Origin of the sequence: Phenylobacterium sp. (assembly GCF_030651755.1) — a bacterium.
Lineage (GTDB): Bacteria > Pseudomonadota > Alphaproteobacteria > Caulobacterales > Caulobacteraceae > Phenylobacterium.
In genome coordinates this window covers 1-16,870 of sequence record NZ_JAUSBZ010000021.1, presented here as the reverse complement: position 1 = coordinate 16,870, position 16,870 = coordinate 1, and the positions used below count along the sequence as shown (strand labels likewise).

Sequence of the window (16,870 nt, the reverse complement as noted above, 5' to 3'; positions counted from 1 at the left end):
GTGGCGACATTGCCGGCGATCACCTGCACCCGGTTACTCACGGCCTTGATCCGTCCGACGGCGCGGCCGACGTCAGCGTTGTGGCCGTGGGCGGTGTCGATCACCACCACGTCCACCCCGGCGTCGATCAGGGCCATGGAGCGTTCATAGCCGGCGTCACCGACAGTGGAGGCCGCGCCCACCAGCAGGCGGCCCTTGCTGTCCTTGGCGGCCAGCGGATGGGCCTGGGCCTTCTCGATGTCCTTGACCGTGATCAGGCCGACAGCGCGATAGGCGTCGTCCACCACGATCAGGCGCTCGATCTTGTTCCGGCGCAGCAGCTCGTGGGCCTCGGCCTGTTCCACGCCTTCCTTCACCGTGATCAGGTTCTCACGGGTCATGATGGCGCTGGCCGGCATGGCGTCGCTGGCCTCGAAGCGCATGTCCCGATTGGTGAGAATACCCACCAGCTTGCCGGTGTTGCGCTCCACCACCGGGAAGCCCGAGATGCGGCGGCGCGCCTTGATCTCGCGGACCTCGCCCAGCGTCGTATCCGGGTGGATGGTCAGCGGATTGATGACCATGCCGCTCTCATAGCGCTTCACCTCGCGGACCTGATCGGCCTGCTCCTCGACGGTGAAGTTGCGATGCAGCACGCCCAGGCCGCCGGCCTGCGCCATGGCGATGGCGAGCCGACTTTCGGTGACCGTGTCCATGGCTGAGGACACGAGGGGTATGTTCAGCCGGATCTCTCGGGTCAGCCGCGTGGTCGTGTCCACCTGGGTGGGCATGACCTCGGACGCGCCGGGTTCGAGCAAAACATCGTCGAAGGTGAGCCCTTCGCGAATCTCCATGAGACTCTCCGTTTTGCGAGCCGCGTATAAGCCGTCCGGCGCGGTGGGAGCAAGGGCCGTGGCCGTCGCAGTGTGAATTAGGCGCCGGCGTCCGGCGCGTCTCGCCGGCCCTTGAAGCCTGTGGCGACGATATAGGTCTCCGAGGAATCCGCGCGGCTGGCCTTGGGTTTGACGTTCTTCACGCTCGCAAAGTCCAGGCGGAGCTTCTGGATCAGGTCGCCGACCTCGCCGCCCTGAAAGGCCTTGATGGCGAAGGCGCCGCCCGGCTTCAGCACGCTGATGGCGAAGGCCGTGGCCACCTCGATCAGGCCGACAATGCGCAGGTGGTCGGTCTGGCGGTGACCCACCGTGTTTGGCGCCATGTCCGACAGCACCAGATCCGGCGGACCGCCCAGCAGGTCGATCAGCATCGGCCCGCACTCGGGATCGGTGAAGTCCATCTGCAGGATGTGGGCGGGCGGCATCGGATCGACCGGCAGGAGGTCGACGGCAGCGATGTGGGTCACGCCCCGCTCGATGGCCACCTGCGTCCAGCCGCCAGGCGCGACCCCCAGGTCGATGACCCGGACGCCGGGCTTCAGGAAGTGAAACTTGTCGTCGATCTCGATCAGCTTGTAGGCCGCCCGCGACCGATAGCCGTGGGCCCGGGCCTTGGCGGCGAAGGGATCGTTGATCTGGCGCTCCAGCCAGGCCTGGGACGAGGGCGTCCGCTGCTTGGCGGTCTTCAGGCGTGCGGGCTTGGCGCGACCCTCGTCGCTGCCGCCCGTGGGCAGGCGGACCATACGTTTGCGGGGCGGTTCGGTCATGTAGGCGCCTTGGTCATCTCGCCGGAGCGGCGCCGGCGCGGCCCGCGACGACGGCGTCGGCGTCCGCCCTTATCGGACATCAGCGAGATTAGCACGCCCTCGCGCAATCCCCGATCAGCAACCCGCACCCGAGAACAGGGCCAAAGCTCTTGCACCGCCTGGAGGATGGCCGCGCCAGCCAGGACCAGATCGGCCCGGTCCGGGCCTATGCAAGGCTGCTGAGCCCGCTCGCCTGGCGTCAGGGCCAGCAGCATGTCAGCGGCCCGGTCGCAATCGGATCGCGTCATCCAGATTCCGTCCACACGGGAGCGGTCATAGCGCTCAAGCCCCAGGTGCAGGCCCGCCAGGCTGGTGATCGCCCCGGAGGTTCCCACCAGATGGGCGGCGTCCTCGTCAAAGACCGACCGAAGGGTGTCGGCCCGGTGAAAGGCGCTGATCTCGGCCTTGATCGCCTCGACCATGGCCCGGAACCATTGGGCCGTCGGTTGCTCGCCCTCCGGGAAGCGCTCCGCCAATGTGACGACGCCAATGGGGATGGACAGCCAGGCGCGGATCGGCGGAATTCGATCGGCCGCCTGGGCAGGTCCGCTGAGATCGACCCAGGACATCTCGGTCGAACCGCCGCCCACATCGACGACGAGGGCGGCCTTGGCTTGCCGATCCAGCAGGCCAAGACACCCCGCCACCGACAGGCGCGCCTCTTCGTGGGGTGTGATCACCTGGAGATTGAGGCCGGTCTCGCGCGCCACCCGATCGACAAAGGCCCCGCCATTCTCGGCTGACCGACAGGCCTGGGTCGCCACAGCTCTAAGCTTGACCACGCGGCGGCGGCGGACCTTTTCGGCGCTCACCGCCAGGGCGGCGAGGGCCCGGTCCATCGCCGCTTCGGAGAGCCGGCCGGTCTGGGAGAGCCCCTCCCCCAGACGCACGATCCGCGAATAGGCCTCGACCACCCGGAATCCATCGGCGGCGGGGGTGGCGATCAGGAGTCGGCAGTTGTTTGTCCCGAGGTCGAGCGCCGCATAGCAGGGCCCGTCCTTCGTCGTCTTGTCCCGCGCACGCAACCTCGTGTCGGGCGCTCTCGGCGCCTCTGACATGGACCGCCACCTGTCCCTTTGCAGCCGGCCCGACTGCGACCGCCTCGTTTCACAGGCGACTGTAGCAAGCGTACTCGCCCACTGAAAGGCGTCGCCTTGCACCGTGTGACAGGATGACTACGTTCACCTTCCGGTCAGAAAACGTGGTGTATCAATCCCTATTATGGAACCTCGCAGCGCCAAGTACGCCATTGGTCAGGTGGTCCGGCACAGGATCTTCCCCTTTCGCGGGGTGATCTTTGATGTCGATCCTGAGTTCGCCAACAGCGAGGACTGGTGGCTGTCGATCCCTGTGGATGTGCGCCCGCACAAGGACCAGCCTTTCTATCATCTGCTGGCTGAAAACCAGGAGAGCGCCTACGTGGCCTATGTCTCCGAGCAGAACCTGCTGCCGGATGAATCCGGCGAGCCGGTGGCCCACCCCCAGGCCGCCCTTCTGTTCGATTCCTTCAATGGCGACCACTACACGTTGCGCCCACGGATCAGCCACTAGGCGCAATTTCTATTCCGTATTTCGCCGGTTTAACGCCGATATCGAACGGAATTTTCTCTTTTAAGCGCGCATTCTCGCCTCATGAGCGAGATCGTCAAACCCCACAGTCCGCCTGCGGGCGCGGCGTCGGACTGGACCATAGATCAAGGCTGGGCGCGCTATAGCCCCGAGGATCATCAGGTCTGGACCACCCTTTATGAGCGGCAGACTCATCTGCTTGAGGACCGCGCCTGCGAACCTTTTTTGCGGGGGCTCGACGCTCTGGACCTGCATCGGGGCGGAATTCCCGACTTCAATCGCATCAATATAGAGCTTCAGGCGCTGACCGGTTGGCAGGTGGTGGCGGTCCCCGGACTGGTCCCCGACGAGGTCTTTTTTGACCACCTGGCCAATCGGCGTTTTCCGGCCGGGCGTTTCATCCGCACGGCCGAACAGCTTGATTACCTGCAGGAGCCCGACGTCTTCCACGACGTCTTTGGCCACGTGCCGATGCTGACCGATCCGGTTTTTGCCGACTACATGGAAGCCTACGGCCGCGGCGGCCAGCGAGCCTTGACCAAGGGCCATCTGGCCCATCTGGCGAGGCTCTACTGGCACACGGTCGAGTTTGGGCTGATGAGCACGCCGGAGGGACTGAGAATCTATGGGGCCGGAATCGTGTCATCGCGGGCGGAAACGATCTTCTGCCTCGAAGACGCCTCGCCCCACCGCCTGGCGTTCGATCTGGTTCGACTGATGCGGACGCCATACCGTATCGATGATTTCCAGCCGAGCTACTTTGTCATCCCGTCCCTGGAGGCCTTGCTCACCGCCAGCCTGCAGGACTTCGGCCCCATCTATGAGGAACTGGACGGTCTGGCCGACATCCCGATCGGCGCGGTGACCCCGCAGGACGGGGTCCTGCACCTGGGGGATCAGACCTACCACCAGGCCAGGGCCTCAGCTCAGTAGTCCCGTCGCCAACGCACAGACAGTCGGCTGTCGCCCTCCCCGGTCAGGCGCGAGACGATGGATAGATTGCGCCGCACCTGCCACTCCACCTGAGCTGTGGCGCTGTCGCGCCCGCCGCCGATGATCTCGAGATAGACGTCATCGGTCAGATATTTGCCGCCGGCCACGGTGACGCCAGAGCTTTCGTCGCCGCCGAGGCTGAGCCGGTCCAGACCCGCAAACTCCCGCAGATTGCCGACGATGTCGAACCCGCCGCCGCCGGCCAGGGACGAGAGCGCCGCCGCCAGCTGGGCGGCCTCAATGGTGGACAGCTGCGAGGCTGACCGCCCGAACAGAACCTGGGACAGCACCTCATCGTCAGGAAGAACGGGGGTCGAGGTCAGGCGAATGCTGGGCCGGGCGGCCGTTCCGCTGACCCGAATAACCGCGGTCAGAGCCGGATCGTCACGGGTCGCGGTCAGGTCCAGGCGAATGCTCTCCGGGGAGGTCGACAGGTAAACCACCCCGCGGGAGTCGAACTGGAAGCGCTTCCCAGCAAACTCGTAGTCGCCGCGCACCACGCGAGCCTCTCCCGACAGGATGGGACGGGCGGTCGAGCCGGTCACCCGAGCATCCAGGGACATTTCCAGGTCCAGGCCCCGCCCCCGAAGGAAGACGCCGCGCGGCGCCTTCAGACGCACATCCAGGGCCCAGCCTTCACCCCGCCGCTCGGTCTGGGGGCGAAGATTCTGGCGCAGGTCGAGCTCCAGGGACCGATTGCGCTCGACCACATCAATGGTCACGACGCCGGAGGGAGTCGGCGGGTCGGCCGCCACCTCGGCTTCGGTCACCTGCAGGTCCCCCGACAGACGGACCTTGCCCTCTTCGTTGCGATTGATGGTCACCTCGCCGCTGGCGTCAGCCTGGGCGATGTCGTTGTCGATGAGCCGGAAATCATCCAGCCGCAGGCGGAAGCCCGACACGCCGCCCCGATAGAGGCTGATCTGCCCCGAGCCGTCGACCCGTCCGCCCGAGCCATCGACACCGCGGGCCTGACTGACATCGATAACCCGCTCAGACAAAACCGCCGACACCACCAGATTACGCAGGCTCAGTCCCGTGGGCGCGTCGTCGAACCGGCCCCCCTCAAGGCTGGCCCGCCCGGACAGGGTGGGATCGGCCAGGGTGCCGCCCATTTCGCCATTGACCTGCACGCGGCCAGCCAGGGTGCGATCGCCGTCGACGAGAAGGGCCCACAGAGGCTCCACGTCGCCATCAGCGAAGAACCGGCCACGCACCGGCTTGCGACGGTCCAGGGCGAGACGGAACGGCCGCGCTGAGGCTTCCGCCGGCAGCGCGAGGTCGGCCTCAGCCCGGAGGCCCTGTTCGTTGCTGACCTCGGCCTTCACATTCAGCATGTCGTCATTGAGGACGGCCTCAAGAACGCCGTCCAGACCCTGAGCCCTGGGGCTGCCCCGACCACGGGCGTCGGTCAGCCGCGCGCCCAGGGAGCCCACCAGCTCACCATCACGCCCGGAGAGCGAGAGATTGGCGTTCACCCGCCCGGCCAGGTCAGGGTTGAGGGTGTTCAGCCCGAGATTGGTGATCTGCGCCTCCACGTCGGCCAGGGCGCCGGCCAGGCGGCCGTCAATATTGACCCGCCCACCGTCAGGCGTCCCCAGCAGGACCCGCGCGCTGCGCACCCCTTCGCCGAACCGGAAGATCGCCGGCTGAACCGTCGAGACCTGCCGACCGCCATAGCCGCCCCGGCCCATAAAGGTCAGGGTGCGGGCGGCGTCAGCCTCAGCCAGGGCGCCTTGACCCGCCACGTCCCAGCGTTCGCCCCCATAGCCGCCCCGCGCATTGAGGTCGTAGGCCAATTGGTCCAGGGGGCCCTGGGCGGTCAGACGCCCGGCGACGATCGCCAGATCGCTGCCCACCGGCACGGCGTCCTGGATGTTGAGATCCAGATTGGCCATCGGCGCCTCGACCCCGTCGACAATCCGCACCCGACCGGTGACCGCGCCACGGCTCAAGAGGGCGCCTGGACCGATCGCCATTCGCAGGTCGGCCCGGGAGGGGACCGAGCGCCTCAGGCTGACATCTCCCAGCAGTTGCACCCCGCCGGCGTCGACGGCGATTTCGCGCAGGTCAACGCCGGATTCGGGGAAGACGAAGTCGGCCCGCCCCCGGGCGGGTCCGTACTTGCTCTCGGCCACAAGCGTCACCTGACCGGCCGCGGCCTGGCTCTGGCTGCGGCCAAAACTCAGGGTGACCTGGGCGTCGCGCAGGGGCAGCCTGGGCAGATCCACCTCGTCGAACCGCGCCGTCAGGTCCAGTCGCGGCGCCGCCAGCGAGCCGGTCAGGGCGCCTGTGCCGTCGGCCTTGCCGCTGAACTCCGCCGGTCCCGCCTGCAGCGGCCCTTCGGCCTTCCAGTCAATCTTGAACCGCAGCTGGCCATCAGGGCCGTAGACCCCTGCGGCGTCGGCATCCAGGGCGCGCCCGTTCAGACGGCCCTCCTCCAGGCCCACCCGTCCACCATCCAATCGTCCCCGAACCCGCAGTTGTGGCGCAGGTCCCAGCAGACGGTCCAATTGCGCATAGCCGGTGCCGAGCTCGCTCCCGCGACCATCGACCCGCAGCGTCCAGGGCGTCTGTCCGCCGGCTCGATCCGCCGACCAGGTCAGGGCCACCTGTCCCGAGGCGCCCGCGCGGGCGGCCGCCAGGTTGGAGAAGCGGGCTGTTCCGCGCGCATTGAGCCCGCCGAGCAGGCCGCGAGTTCCGCGCGCCTCAACGGCCAGACCCTGGCCTGTCGCATTCAGCCGACGCAACAACAGGCGACCGTCAGCAAACCGCTCAATCGCCAGGTCCGCGGTCGGCTGCGGACCGGCCAAGGCGGCCAGATATCCGTCGCCGGCGCCGCCGGCGCCCCTCAGCTCCGCCTCAACGACGACCCCTCGGCGATTGCGTGTAAGGGTCACTGGTCCGCTGACCACGTCCAGGGCGTATCCGCCGGCGGCGAGGCTGCTGGCCCGCACGTCGCCATCGAAAGTCAGATCATCAGCAGCGCCCCGCAGGACGCCCGCAAGGCGCGCCGCGCCAGCCTCAGGCCCGCCGGTGAGTCTGGAGAGCGCGACGGTCTCGACCGTCAGGCTCAGCCCCTGAGGGCCAGTCCTCCGCTCTCCCAGATTGCCCTGCCCAACAGCTCGGGCATTGAGGTTGGCCGACTCCAGCCGGGCGGTGAGATTGTAGAGGCCATCATCGACGCCTTGTCCTTGAATATCGAACCGCACCTCAGGACCAAGCCGCGCAGCCAGCGGCTCTGTAAGCCGGGAGGCGTCAAGGGCCAGGCGGCCCACCGCCCGGCCGCCCAGGCGATTCCAGCCGCCGCTGGCCCGCAGGGGCGTGTCGCCCCCCGACTGCGCCGTCGCCTCAAACCGCCCCTCCGACTGTGCGCCGGTGGCGTCGACATCCATCTGGAACGGTCGATCGGCGGGCAGGCCCAGGGCGCCCGCAATGGCTCCCCCCTGGGCCTCCAGAGCCTTCACGTCCACCAGCAGGGGGCGGCGCGGCCCCATGTCGAACGTGACGTTCAGGTGGTCCCCAGGGCGGAGCAGGCTCTGGGCGCGAAGCTCGCCAGATTGGCCGCGCCCCCGCCGCCGAACGTCAAGTCGCGCGGTGACGTCATAAAGGCCGCGCTCGTAGCTAAACTCCGGCGACAGGGCCAATCTCAGCGCCGCCTGATCAATGACGATCCTCACCGGCATGCCGCCCGTTTCATCCCTCTTGGGTGTCAGGGTCGGGCGGCGCAGCAAGCGCACCTCATCAGCCGTAAGGCGCTCGGCATGAAACCGCCGCCGGAGAAGTTCGAGATAATTCCATTGCAGGGCGATGTTTTCGGCTTCCAGCCAAACGCCCTCCTCATCGGTGATGGTCAGACGTCGGATCCGGAGATCGCGGAACAGGTCGCCGCTGAGGCCCTCAACCTTGAGGTTGCCAAACCGGCCGATGGCGAGCCCATCGGTGCGCGCTTCGATGAGCCCCATGGTTGGCGGCGCCATGGCGCCGAAACGCACAGCCGCGAACAGGGCGAAGGTCAGGGCCATCAGCACCAGGACGCCGACGGCCAACCGCCGCTTCAGCCGCGGGCGTCGGCGCCCCTGAACTTCAGGCTCGGGCTGAAGGTCGGCGCTCAAAAGCTCTGTCCGATACTGAGATAAATCTGAAACCCACCGTCACGCTTCTCGGCGTCCAGGGGTATGGCGAGGTCGGCGCGGATCGGGCCAAAGCCAAGATCATAGCGTACGCCGACACCCACACCGACAGAGAGGTTGTCCCCCGTCGGGGTCATCTCCTCGCCCACAGAGCCCGCGTCGACAAAGGCCACGACGCCCCAACGATCGGTGAGCTTGCGGCGGACCTCCAGGCTGACCTCCACCAGGGAGAGGCCGCCGCGGGGAGTGTTGTCGGCCAGCCTTGGCCCGACCCCCTGATAGGCATAACCCCGCACCGAGCCCCCGCCACCGGCGTAAAACCGCCGGGAGGCCGGAATATCCGGCAGTTCACCGCCGACCAGACTTCCCACCCGCAGACGACCGGCCAGGACGGTGCGGGCCTGACTGTCGAGGGGCAGATAGGCCGCCCCCTGCGCGGAGACCTCCAGATAGGGCAAGGCCTCGTCGCCGGCGATGTAGGTCGGCTCCAGCCGGGTGTCGGCGCGCCACCCCTGGGTGGGGTCCAGGCGATCATTGGACCGGTCCAGCGAGACCGCCCCGAACACCGCCGCCGTCAGCAGGTCGCGTCCCAGGGGCGACAGGGTCCGAGCCTCCTTCTCTTCGTTGCGTGAGAAGTCGAGGGAGCCGCCGACGGTGACGAATGAATTGGCGCCATAGCGTCGGCGCAGATCCGCGCCCAATCCGATCCCGGTCTCGTCATAGGCGTCGGTGACTGTCCGGTAGGCGCCGGTGTTCATATGGAGGGTCTGCGCGGCGCGACGCCAATGGGGCAGGGTAAGATCGGCGCCGAGGCGGCTGTCGAGTTCCGACAGTCGGGCCACCAGGGCCAGGGTGTCGGCCCGGCCGAGGACGTTGTAGCGGCTCCAGCGGGAATCCACGCCGAAGCCTTCGATGGTGGAGTAGCTGGCCCCGATCTCCAGGGTCCGCCGGGGGCGATCCGACAGCCCCACCAGAACCCGCCGACGGCCCTGCTCGTCCACATCATCCCGGGCCGAGAGGGCGACCGTGACCGTGTCATAGACGCCGGTGTCCAGGAGGCGGCGCTCAAGTTCGGCGACGTCCTCCGGATCAAAGACATCCCCCTCCTCCCAAGGACGCAACTGATCGAGCCAGGCGGGATTCGTACGGCCCTCGGTGTCGAGGATCAGGCCGTCGAGGCGCACCAGATCGCCGGCGGAAATGCGATAGGTCGGACGCACCGTGTCATCAGCATGATCGACGATCACTTCACGGGGATCGGCGGAGACGTCCGCATAGCCAGACTTGCGGACCACGGCGACGATTCGGCCCTCGGCGGCGACCACTTCGGCCGATCGACCAGGATCGCCGGGTCTGAGCCCCATGGCCTCGCGGCCCCGGGTTCGGGTCGCCTCATCCGGCGCTGTTCCTGTCCACTCGACCCCAGGCTCGGCGAAGACGAACCGCGCCCCAGGCGTCACGGCCACCACCGGTCGGGGAGGATCAAGATCGTTGACCTCAGCCGAGACGGTATAGGCGTAATAGCCTTCCGACCTGAGGACAGCGATGGCGCTCTCGGCCGCATCCCGCGCCCGGCGCCTGGCCTGAAACAGATTTTCTACGGGGCGATCGGTCTCACCGATGGCGCGCACGATCCGCTCACGCAGATCCCCGCTGAGGTCACCGCGGACGTCCGCCCTCGGTTCGGCCCGCGCCGCTCCGGCTCCAAAGACGCACAGGGCAGCCGTGGCGACGGCTGCGAAGGCAATTCGTCCCACGCATTCACCCTTCAGCCCCCGTGTCACCCTGTAACGGTGCGGCGGCCCCCTGTCACCCCGCACCCAGCGCCCATTTTTCAGGCGCCTGGCGCCTGCATCTGAACCACTCATGTTACAAGGCGACGAACCTATCCGCAGTCTCTAGGCTTCGAACTCAGCTTGCGGTTTCGAGGACGCAAGCGGGTGGAGTGCGGCGTGGCGACAGCGCAACGAGCTAAAGAGATCGACCGGGCCATGGCCCAGGCGGCGGCGGCGAAACCGCCATATGACGAGATGTACGCCCCCGATGGATCGGTACGCCCCCACTTCGCGGTCATGGCGCGGCGGCTGGCGGAACTGGGTCCCGGCGAGTTGGACGAGCGGCAGAGGACCCTTGAGCGGTTCTTCCTGCTTCAGGGGATCACCTTCACGGTCTATGGGGCCGAAAGCACCACCGAGCGGATCATTCCCACCGACCTGCTGCCCAGAATCATTCCCGCCGACGAGTGGGCGCAGATTGAGGCGGGCCTCACACAACGGCTGCAGGCCCTGAACCTGTTTCTCGCCGACATCTATGGCGAGCGCATGATTCTCAAGGATGGCGTCGTGCCGCGGGAGCTGGTCCTGGGCGCGCCCTCCTACCGTCGCGAGATGCAGGGCCTCTATGTGCCCCACCAGGCCTACGCCAATGTCTGCGGCAGCGACCTGATCCGCCAGGAGGACGGAGCCTATGCCGTCCTGGAGGACAATCTGCGGGTCCCCTCGGGCGTGTCCTACATGCTGGCCAACCGTGAGGCCTCCAAGCGCACCTTCCCGGGCACCTTCCGCCTGGCCGGGGTGCGGCAGATCGATCGCTATCCCGACCTGTTGCTCTCGACCCTGCGGAGCATGGCCGAGTGGCGGCCCAATCCCCAGGTCGTGGTGCTGACCCCCGGGGTCTATAACTCCGCCTATTACGAGCACGCCTATCTGGCCCGGCTGATGGGGGCGCCCCTGGTCGAGGGACGCGACCTCGTGGTCCACGACAACATGGTCTATATGCGGACCACCACGGGCCTGCGGCGGATCGACGTCATCTACCGCCGGGTGGATGATGACTTCATCGACCCCCTCACCTTCCGCCGGGACTCGTCTCTTGGGGTGCCGGGCCTGTTCAACGCCTATCGCGCCGGCACGGTGGTCATGTGCAACGCCCCGGGCACCGGGGTCGCCGACGACAAGGCGGTCTATGCCTATGTCCCTGAAATCATCCGCTACTATCTGGGCGAGGAGCCAATCCTGCCCAATATCGAGACCTTCCTCTGCCGCGAACCGTCCGAGCTCAGCCACGTCCTGGCCAATCTGGACAAGCTGGTGGTCAAGGCCGTGGGCGCCTCGGGCGGCTATGGCATGCTGATCGGCCCCCACGCCACGGCGGCCCAGCGGGAGGAATTCGCCCAGGCGATCAAGGCCGACCCGGAAAACTATATCGCCCAGCCCACCATCCAGCTGTCCACCGCACCCTGTCTGATCGACGGCGAGGTGGACACTCGCCACGTGGATCTGCGGCCCTTCATCCTCTCGGGGGAAAAGATCACCGTGACCCCCGGCGCCCTGACCCGAGTGGCCCTGCGCAAGGGCTCCCTGGTGGTCAATTCCAGCCAGGGCGGCGGCTCCAAGGACACCTGGGTCCTGGCCGAACCTGGAGTATCCCCGTCATGATGCTCGCTCGCTTCGCCGACAGTCTCTACTGGATCGGCCGGTATGTGGAACGGGCCGAGCATGTGGCGCGGCTGGCCGACATCATGTTGACCGCAACCCTGGACCGGGCCGAGACCGCGGCCCAGGTGGCTCGGATCGCCCTCTCAGCCGTGGGCGAGGCGACCCCGGAGAAGATCGCCTCGCCGTTCGAGTCCGCCCGCGCCCTGGCGCTTGATCGTCTGGAGGGGAACTCGGTGGTCTCGTCCCTGGCGCTTGCCCGGGAAAACGCCCGCCAGGTCCGCGACCAGATCACCAGCGAAACCTGGGAACGTCTGAACCTCGTCCATCTGCGGCTGGCGGGGGACGGGGCCTCCAAGTCGTTCAACGACGGCTCGTCCGCCTTTCTGCACGACATCATCGCCGACCTGCACCTGTTCAAGGGGGCGGCCGATGCGACGATGAGCCATGGAGAGGGCTGGCGTTTCCTGTTGCTCGGCGCGCACCTGGAGCGCGCCCAACTGATCGGACGGTTGCTGGAGGTCTGCTTCGGTCGGGGCGGCGAGCCCTTGGACCACCCGACCCTGACCGCGGTTCTCCGCATGAGCTGTGCGCTGGAGCCCTATCTGCGGGTCTATACCGCCGATGTGCGGGCTCAGCCGATCCTGGAATTCCTGCTGCTCAATGCGGAATTCCCCCGCTCCATCCGCTTCTGCACCGACGAGATTGAGGCCCACCTGTCCACCCTCAGCCGTCACGCCGAAGCCGTGCATGCGGGTCCTGGCCGCCTGGCGGGGCGTCTGAAGGCGCGGCTGCAATATGCCGACATGGCCGAGATCGAACGCGATGGCTCCCACGTTTTCCTGGAGGGCGTGCTGGCCGAGTGCGGCGACATCCATCGCGGCGTCTATGACGCCTTCGTGGCCTATCCCCTCGAAATGCGCCTTCCGGCCTGAGGATGTCCTAGTGCTTCTCGAAATCCGCCACGTCACCCAATACCACTACGCCGCCCCGGTGCGCGAAAGCCTCATGGAGGTCTGGATGCAGCCGCAGAAGGGCGCGCGACAGCGGCTGGTGAGCTTCGATCTGGAGATCGATCCAGGCGCCCAGCTGTTCTCCTACGCCGACACCTTCGGCAACGCCGTCTATCACTTCGACGTCCCCCACCCCCACGACCGGCTGACCATCGTCGCCCGTTCGGCGGTGGAGACCCAGCCCGAGCCGCCCCTGCCCGAGGCTCTGGACATGGGCGAATGGGACCGTCTGCGCAGCGATTTCGTCCGGGGCGACCAGTTCGACTTCCTCCGCGAGCATGGATTTGTGGTGCAGACCGACCTTCTGCGGGCCTTCGCCGCAGAACATGAGATCGAGCGGCTGCGTCTGCTCGATCCCCTGAGCGCGGTCACCGCCCTGTCGAGGATCATCTATGAGTCCTTCGCCTATGAGACCGGCGTCACCGAGGCCGACAGCCTGATCGACGAAGCCCTGCGCGAACGCCGCGGGGTCTGTCAGGACTTCACGCACATCATGATCGCCCTGTGCCGGGCCTGGGGGATCCCCGCCCGTTACGTCTCGGGCTATCTGTTCACTGATCGCGACAGTGGGGACCGCTCCGACCCCGACGCCACCCACGCCTGGATCGAAGTCTTCCTGCCGAGCCTGCGCTGGGTGGGGTTTGACCCCACCAACAATGTCCTGGCCGGAGAGCGGCACGTCGCCGCCGCCATCGGCCGGGACTATAGTGACGTTCCCCCTTCCCGGGGGGTCTTCAAGGGCGACGCCGAGAGCCAGCTGGCGGTCGGCGTGTCAGTCCGGCGGGCCCGGGCGGCGATCACAGAGCCGGAATTCCTGCGCATCTCACCCCCCACCTTCAGTCGCAACGCCCGTCGTCGCCCGGCGCCCAATGCGGTGATGCACGACCAGCAACAGCAGCAGCAGCAACAATAGGTCTAGACGGGGCTCCCCCTTCCCAAGCGCGGCCGCCTGGACTATGGCGGCCCCGTGAAGCCGTCTTTCGCCCGTTCTGCGAGTCTCCCGCATAGCATCCTGATGATGCTGGCCGTGGTCGCGATCGGCCTGAAGATCCTGATCCCGCCGGGCTATATGGCCGCCCCGGCCAAGGCTGACGGACCAGCCTTCACCCTGATGCTCTGCACCCCGCAGGGCATGATCGAGATGGCCGCCTCAGACCTGCCTGGCGCGCCTTCACCCTCCGAGGACGAGGGCGCCCGCCACAGCCCCTGCGTGTTCGCCGGCCATGCGGTGGCGAGCGTGACGCCGGATCTGCCGACGATCCTGCCCATCGTCTTCGAGACCGCCGCCCTCCGGCTGGCCGCCGCGCCCGGGCATGTGACGCCCGGCCGTGGCCTGGCCGCTCCTCCGCCCCCCGCTCGAGGCCCCCCTCAAACCCAGGTCTGAGACCGGTCCGCCCGGTCCTGTTCGCAATCCGCCCAAGGTCCTTCGCGGCCTATGGGCTTCCTGCACCTGTGTTGGCCGCTCGCCTGTGGCCGGGGATACCCACCATGAAATCCGCCTTTTTCGCCTCTGGCGCCCTGTTGCTCGTCCTTCTGCCGGGCGTCGCCTTAGCCCAGACCACCGTCGACTCCGTCATCGTCACCGCCCGCCCTGACCCGGAGGACTCTGCCGTCGTGGCGCAGGCCCGGCAGCGCCTGTCACAGACCCCAGGGGCGGTCTCTGTCGTCGCGGCGGAATCCTACGAGGGCCGCTTCGCCCTGGCCCTGGACGACATGCTCCGCGATGCGCCGGGCGTCTTTGCTCAGAAGAAGTGGGGCGGCGACATACGCCTCTCGATCCGCGGCTCCGGGCTGGGGAACGCCAACCACAATCGCGGCCTGCTGATCGCCCAGGACGGCCTGCCTCTGAACGAGGCCGACGGTTTTGGGGACAGCCAGATCGCCGATCCCCTGATCACCCGCTTTGTGGAGGTCTATCGCGGCGGCAACGCCCTGCGCTTCGGCGGCGCCACCCTGGGCGGGGCCGTGAACATGGTCACGCCCACCGGGGAGACTGCGCCCTACGACCTGCGTCTGCGCCTGGACGGGGGTGACTTCGGCATGTTGCGCCAGCATGTGGCCGCAGCGGGCGAGAGCGGCCCCTGGGACGGCTTCGTGGCGGTGACCAATCAGACCGGCCAGGGTCCGCGTCCCCAGAGCCAGCAGAACATTCAATTCGCCAGCCTGAACATGGGCCGTGACCTTGGCGAAACAGCTCAGCTTCGGCTGATACTCAACGGCGCCCACATCAAGCAGGAAATCCCCGGCGCCCTGACCCGGGCGCAGTTCGACGCTGATCCGCGGCAGGCCTCGGCGGGCAATGTGCTCAGCGACTACGCCCGCGACGTGACCGCGGTCCGTAGCGCCCTGACCCTCGATTGGAACCTCGCCAACAACCTGGCCCTGTCCGCCGGCGCCTATGGGATCTGGAAGGATCTGGAACACCCGATCTTCCAGGTGATCGGCCAGGAAAGCCGCAACTACGGAGTCTTCGCCAGGCTCGACTGGAACGGGGAGATCGCCGGACGCCGGGCTGACGCCTATGGCGGCGTCTGGGGCCGTCAAGGCGACTTGGACTCCCACTTCTATGTCAATCAGGCTGGCTCGCGCGGCGCCCTGCGTTCGGTGTCCTACCAGAACGCCCGGGCCCTGGACGTGTTCGGCGAGGGCCGCCTCTTCGTCACCGACAGCTTGGCGGTCATCGCCGGGGCGACCTACGGCCTGGCCGAACGTGACTATGACAGCCGGCCTGTGCCAGGGGCGCCCGCCACCTTCAACCTGCAGGCGTCCCGAACCTTCGACTGGCTGGCGCCGCGGCTTGGCCTGTTGTGGGAAGCCCCAGACGGGGCGCAAGTCTTCGCCAATGTGACGCGCTCGGTCGAACCGCCGAACTTCGGCGCGCTCTCGCCCACAGGATCTGGATTCGCCCCCGTCGAGGCGCAGGAGGCGGTGACCTTCGAGGTCGGCGCCCGGGGCCGCCGCGGCGCCTTCACCTGGGACCTGACCTTCTATCACGCCGAGCTGGTGAAGGAGCTTCTGCAATTCAGCGTCAGCCAGGACCGGCCGGCCACCACCTTCAACGCTGACGAAACCTATCACCGGGGGATCGAGGCGGCGTTGGACTGGCGCTTCGCCCCGGCCTGGCGGCTGCGCCAGACCTACGCCTGGTCGGACTTCGCCTTCCGTGACGATCCGCAGTATGGCGACAATCGCCTGCCGGTGGCGCCCGAGCACCTCTATCGCGCAGAGCTTCGCTATGAGGCGCCCCAGGGCTGGTTCGTCGCGCCCTCGGTGGAGTGGACGCCTCGGGGCGCCTTCGTGGACTTCGCCAACACCACACGAGCCCCGTCCTATGCGGTGGCCCACATCAACGCCGGCTGGACCTTCCGGTCGGGCGTCAGCCTCTTTGTCGATCTGCGGAATGTGACCGACGAGGCCTATGTCTCCAACGTCCAGCCGGTGATCGCCGCCACCGACGCCACGGCCGCCTATTGGCCCGGCGACCGCCGCTCGCTCTTTGCGGGCCTTGTCCTCGATTTTTAAGACCCTGTCGTCGTCCTCTTTCCACTAGTCGGGGGTCTCAACTCGCAGCGGCCCCCGACCTCACCTTCCGGCGCCAGGCCCTTTGGCCGACCGCCCTATCCGGAGCTCAAATATGAAACCCGTCCTGTTGATCGCCCCCCTCGCCCTGCTGGCCGCCTGCAGCCCCAGAACCGAGGCAGAGCCCAGCGTCGTCGCCGCCGACGCCTGGTGTCGGCCCGCTGCGGCTGGCGCGCCCGCCGTGGGTTGCTATGTGACCCTGCAGTCCGCCGTCGACGACAGGCTGGTGGCGGTCCAGAGCCCCGCCGCGGCGCGATCGGAAATCCACACCATGTCCATGGACGACGGCGTCATGCGGATGCGGGCCTTGCCCGATGGCCTGGTCCTGCCGGCCGGCGAGAGAGTCGCGCTCCGGCCTGGCGCTGAGCATCTGATGCTGATCGGTCCCACCGGCGCCCTGGACGAGGGCGGTGAGGTCGCCCTGACCCTCACCTTTGAGAAGGCCCCGGCCCAGACCCTGAGCGCGCAAAT

13 protein-coding genes are annotated in these 16,870 nt (G+C 67.5%); 8 read left to right on the top strand and 5 right to left on the bottom strand.

The features are described 5' to 3' along the window. The 3 genes from Q7V15_RS01780 to Q7V15_RS01770 all read right to left on the bottom strand — a co-directional run. Positions 1-833 (bottom strand): IMP dehydrogenase (locus Q7V15_RS01780; protein WP_304753328.1); only part of this gene is annotated, 833 nt, incomplete at its 3' end. A gap of 77 nt (positions 834-910) precedes the next feature. Further along, on the bottom strand, positions 911-1,639 hold the full coding sequence (locus Q7V15_RS01775) for an RlmE family RNA methyltransferase (protein WP_304753326.1): 729 nt from the start codon (positions 1,637-1,639) through the stop codon (positions 911-913). Then, complete coding sequence (locus Q7V15_RS01770; protein WP_304753324.1) at positions 1,636-2,736, bottom strand: Ppx/GppA phosphatase family protein; 1,101 nt, start codon at positions 2,734-2,736, stop codon at positions 1,636-1,638. The genes Q7V15_RS01775 and Q7V15_RS01770 overlap by 4 nt, the downstream gene beginning before the upstream one ends. 163 nt (positions 2,737-2,899) lie before the next feature. Here Q7V15_RS01770 and hspQ point away from each other — a divergent pair, with 163 nt between their 5' ends. Next, complete coding sequence (gene hspQ, locus Q7V15_RS01765) at positions 2,900-3,229, top strand: heat shock protein HspQ (protein ID WP_304753322.1); 330 nt, start codon at positions 2,900-2,902, stop codon at positions 3,227-3,229. A gap of 81 nt (positions 3,230-3,310) precedes the next feature. Continuing rightward, entirely contained in the window at positions 3,311-4,180 is an 870-nt protein-coding gene (phhA, locus tag Q7V15_RS01760; RefSeq protein ID WP_304753320.1) for a phenylalanine 4-monooxygenase, read from the top strand. Here the strand turns inward: phhA and Q7V15_RS01755 are convergent. Next, positions 4,174-8,355, bottom strand: a complete 4,182-nt coding sequence (locus tag Q7V15_RS01755; RefSeq protein ID WP_304753319.1) for a translocation/assembly module TamB domain-containing protein — start codon at positions 8,353-8,355, stop codon at positions 4,174-4,176. The two genes, phhA and Q7V15_RS01755, sit on opposite strands and share 7 nt — an antisense overlap. After that, on the bottom strand, positions 8,352-10,130 hold the full coding sequence (locus tag Q7V15_RS01750; RefSeq protein ID WP_304753318.1) for an autotransporter assembly complex family protein: 1,779 nt from the start codon (positions 10,128-10,130) through the stop codon (positions 8,352-8,354). The genes Q7V15_RS01755 and Q7V15_RS01750 overlap by 4 nt, the downstream gene beginning before the upstream one ends. A 234-nt stretch (positions 10,131-10,364) precedes the next feature. Between Q7V15_RS01750 and Q7V15_RS01745 the strand changes: the two genes are divergently transcribed. The 6 genes from Q7V15_RS01745 to Q7V15_RS01720 form a co-directional block, all read left to right on the top strand. Then, positions 10,365-11,810, top strand: coding sequence for a circularly permuted type 2 ATP-grasp protein (locus tag Q7V15_RS01745; protein WP_304753330.1), 1,446 nt, complete (start codon positions 10,365-10,367; stop codon positions 11,808-11,810). Then, positions 11,807-12,742, top strand: a complete 936-nt coding sequence (locus Q7V15_RS01740; protein ID WP_304753316.1) for an alpha-E domain-containing protein — start codon at positions 11,807-11,809, stop codon at positions 12,740-12,742. The genes Q7V15_RS01745 and Q7V15_RS01740 overlap by 4 nt, the downstream gene beginning before the upstream one ends. A 10-nt stretch (positions 12,743-12,752) precedes the next feature. After that, complete coding sequence (locus Q7V15_RS01735; RefSeq protein WP_304753314.1) at positions 12,753-13,733, top strand: transglutaminase family protein; 981 nt, start codon at positions 12,753-12,755, stop codon at positions 13,731-13,733. A 54-nt stretch (positions 13,734-13,787) separates the two neighbouring features. Continuing rightward, the gene (locus tag Q7V15_RS01730; protein WP_304753312.1) at positions 13,788-14,204 is read left to right on the top strand and encodes a DUF2946 family protein; all 417 of its coding nucleotides are present in this window, start codon (positions 13,788-13,790) and stop codon (positions 14,202-14,204) included. A 104-nt stretch (positions 14,205-14,308) separates the two neighbouring features. After that, positions 14,309-16,342 carry a TonB-dependent receptor domain-containing protein gene (locus tag Q7V15_RS01725; protein WP_304753310.1) on the top strand — a complete coding sequence of 678 codons (2,034 nt, stop codon included), beginning with the start codon at positions 14,309-14,311 and terminating at the stop codon, positions 16,340-16,342. 112 nt (positions 16,343-16,454) lie between these two features. After that, on the top strand, positions 16,455-16,870 hold a 416-nt coding region (locus Q7V15_RS01720; RefSeq protein WP_304753307.1), incomplete at its 3' end, for a copper chaperone PCu(A)C.

Bases quoted from the DNA above. Each gene is read 5' to 3' on its own strand.
- Q7V15_RS01775 (WP_304753326.1), bottom strand. From the start codon at position 1,639: ATGACCGAACCGCCCCGCAAACGTATGGTCCGCCTGCCCACGGGCGGC.
- Q7V15_RS01770 (WP_304753324.1), bottom strand. From the start codon at position 2,736: ATGTCAGAGGCGCCGAGAGCGCCCGACACGAGGTTGCGTGCGCGGGAC.
- hspQ (WP_304753322.1), top strand. From the start codon at position 2,900: ATGGAACCTCGCAGCGCCAAGTACGCCATTGGTCAGGTGGTCCGGCAC.
- phhA (WP_304753320.1), top strand. From the start codon at position 3,311: ATGAGCGAGATCGTCAAACCCCACAGTCCGCCTGCGGGCGCGGCGTCG.
- Q7V15_RS01745 (WP_304753330.1), top strand. From the start codon at position 10,365: ATGGCCCAGGCGGCGGCGGCGAAACCGCCATATGACGAGATGTACGCC.
- Q7V15_RS01740 (WP_304753316.1), top strand. From the start codon at position 11,807: ATGATGCTCGCTCGCTTCGCCGACAGTCTCTACTGGATCGGCCGGTAT.
- Q7V15_RS01725 (WP_304753310.1), top strand. From the start codon at position 14,309: ATGAAATCCGCCTTTTTCGCCTCTGGCGCCCTGTTGCTCGTCCTTCTG.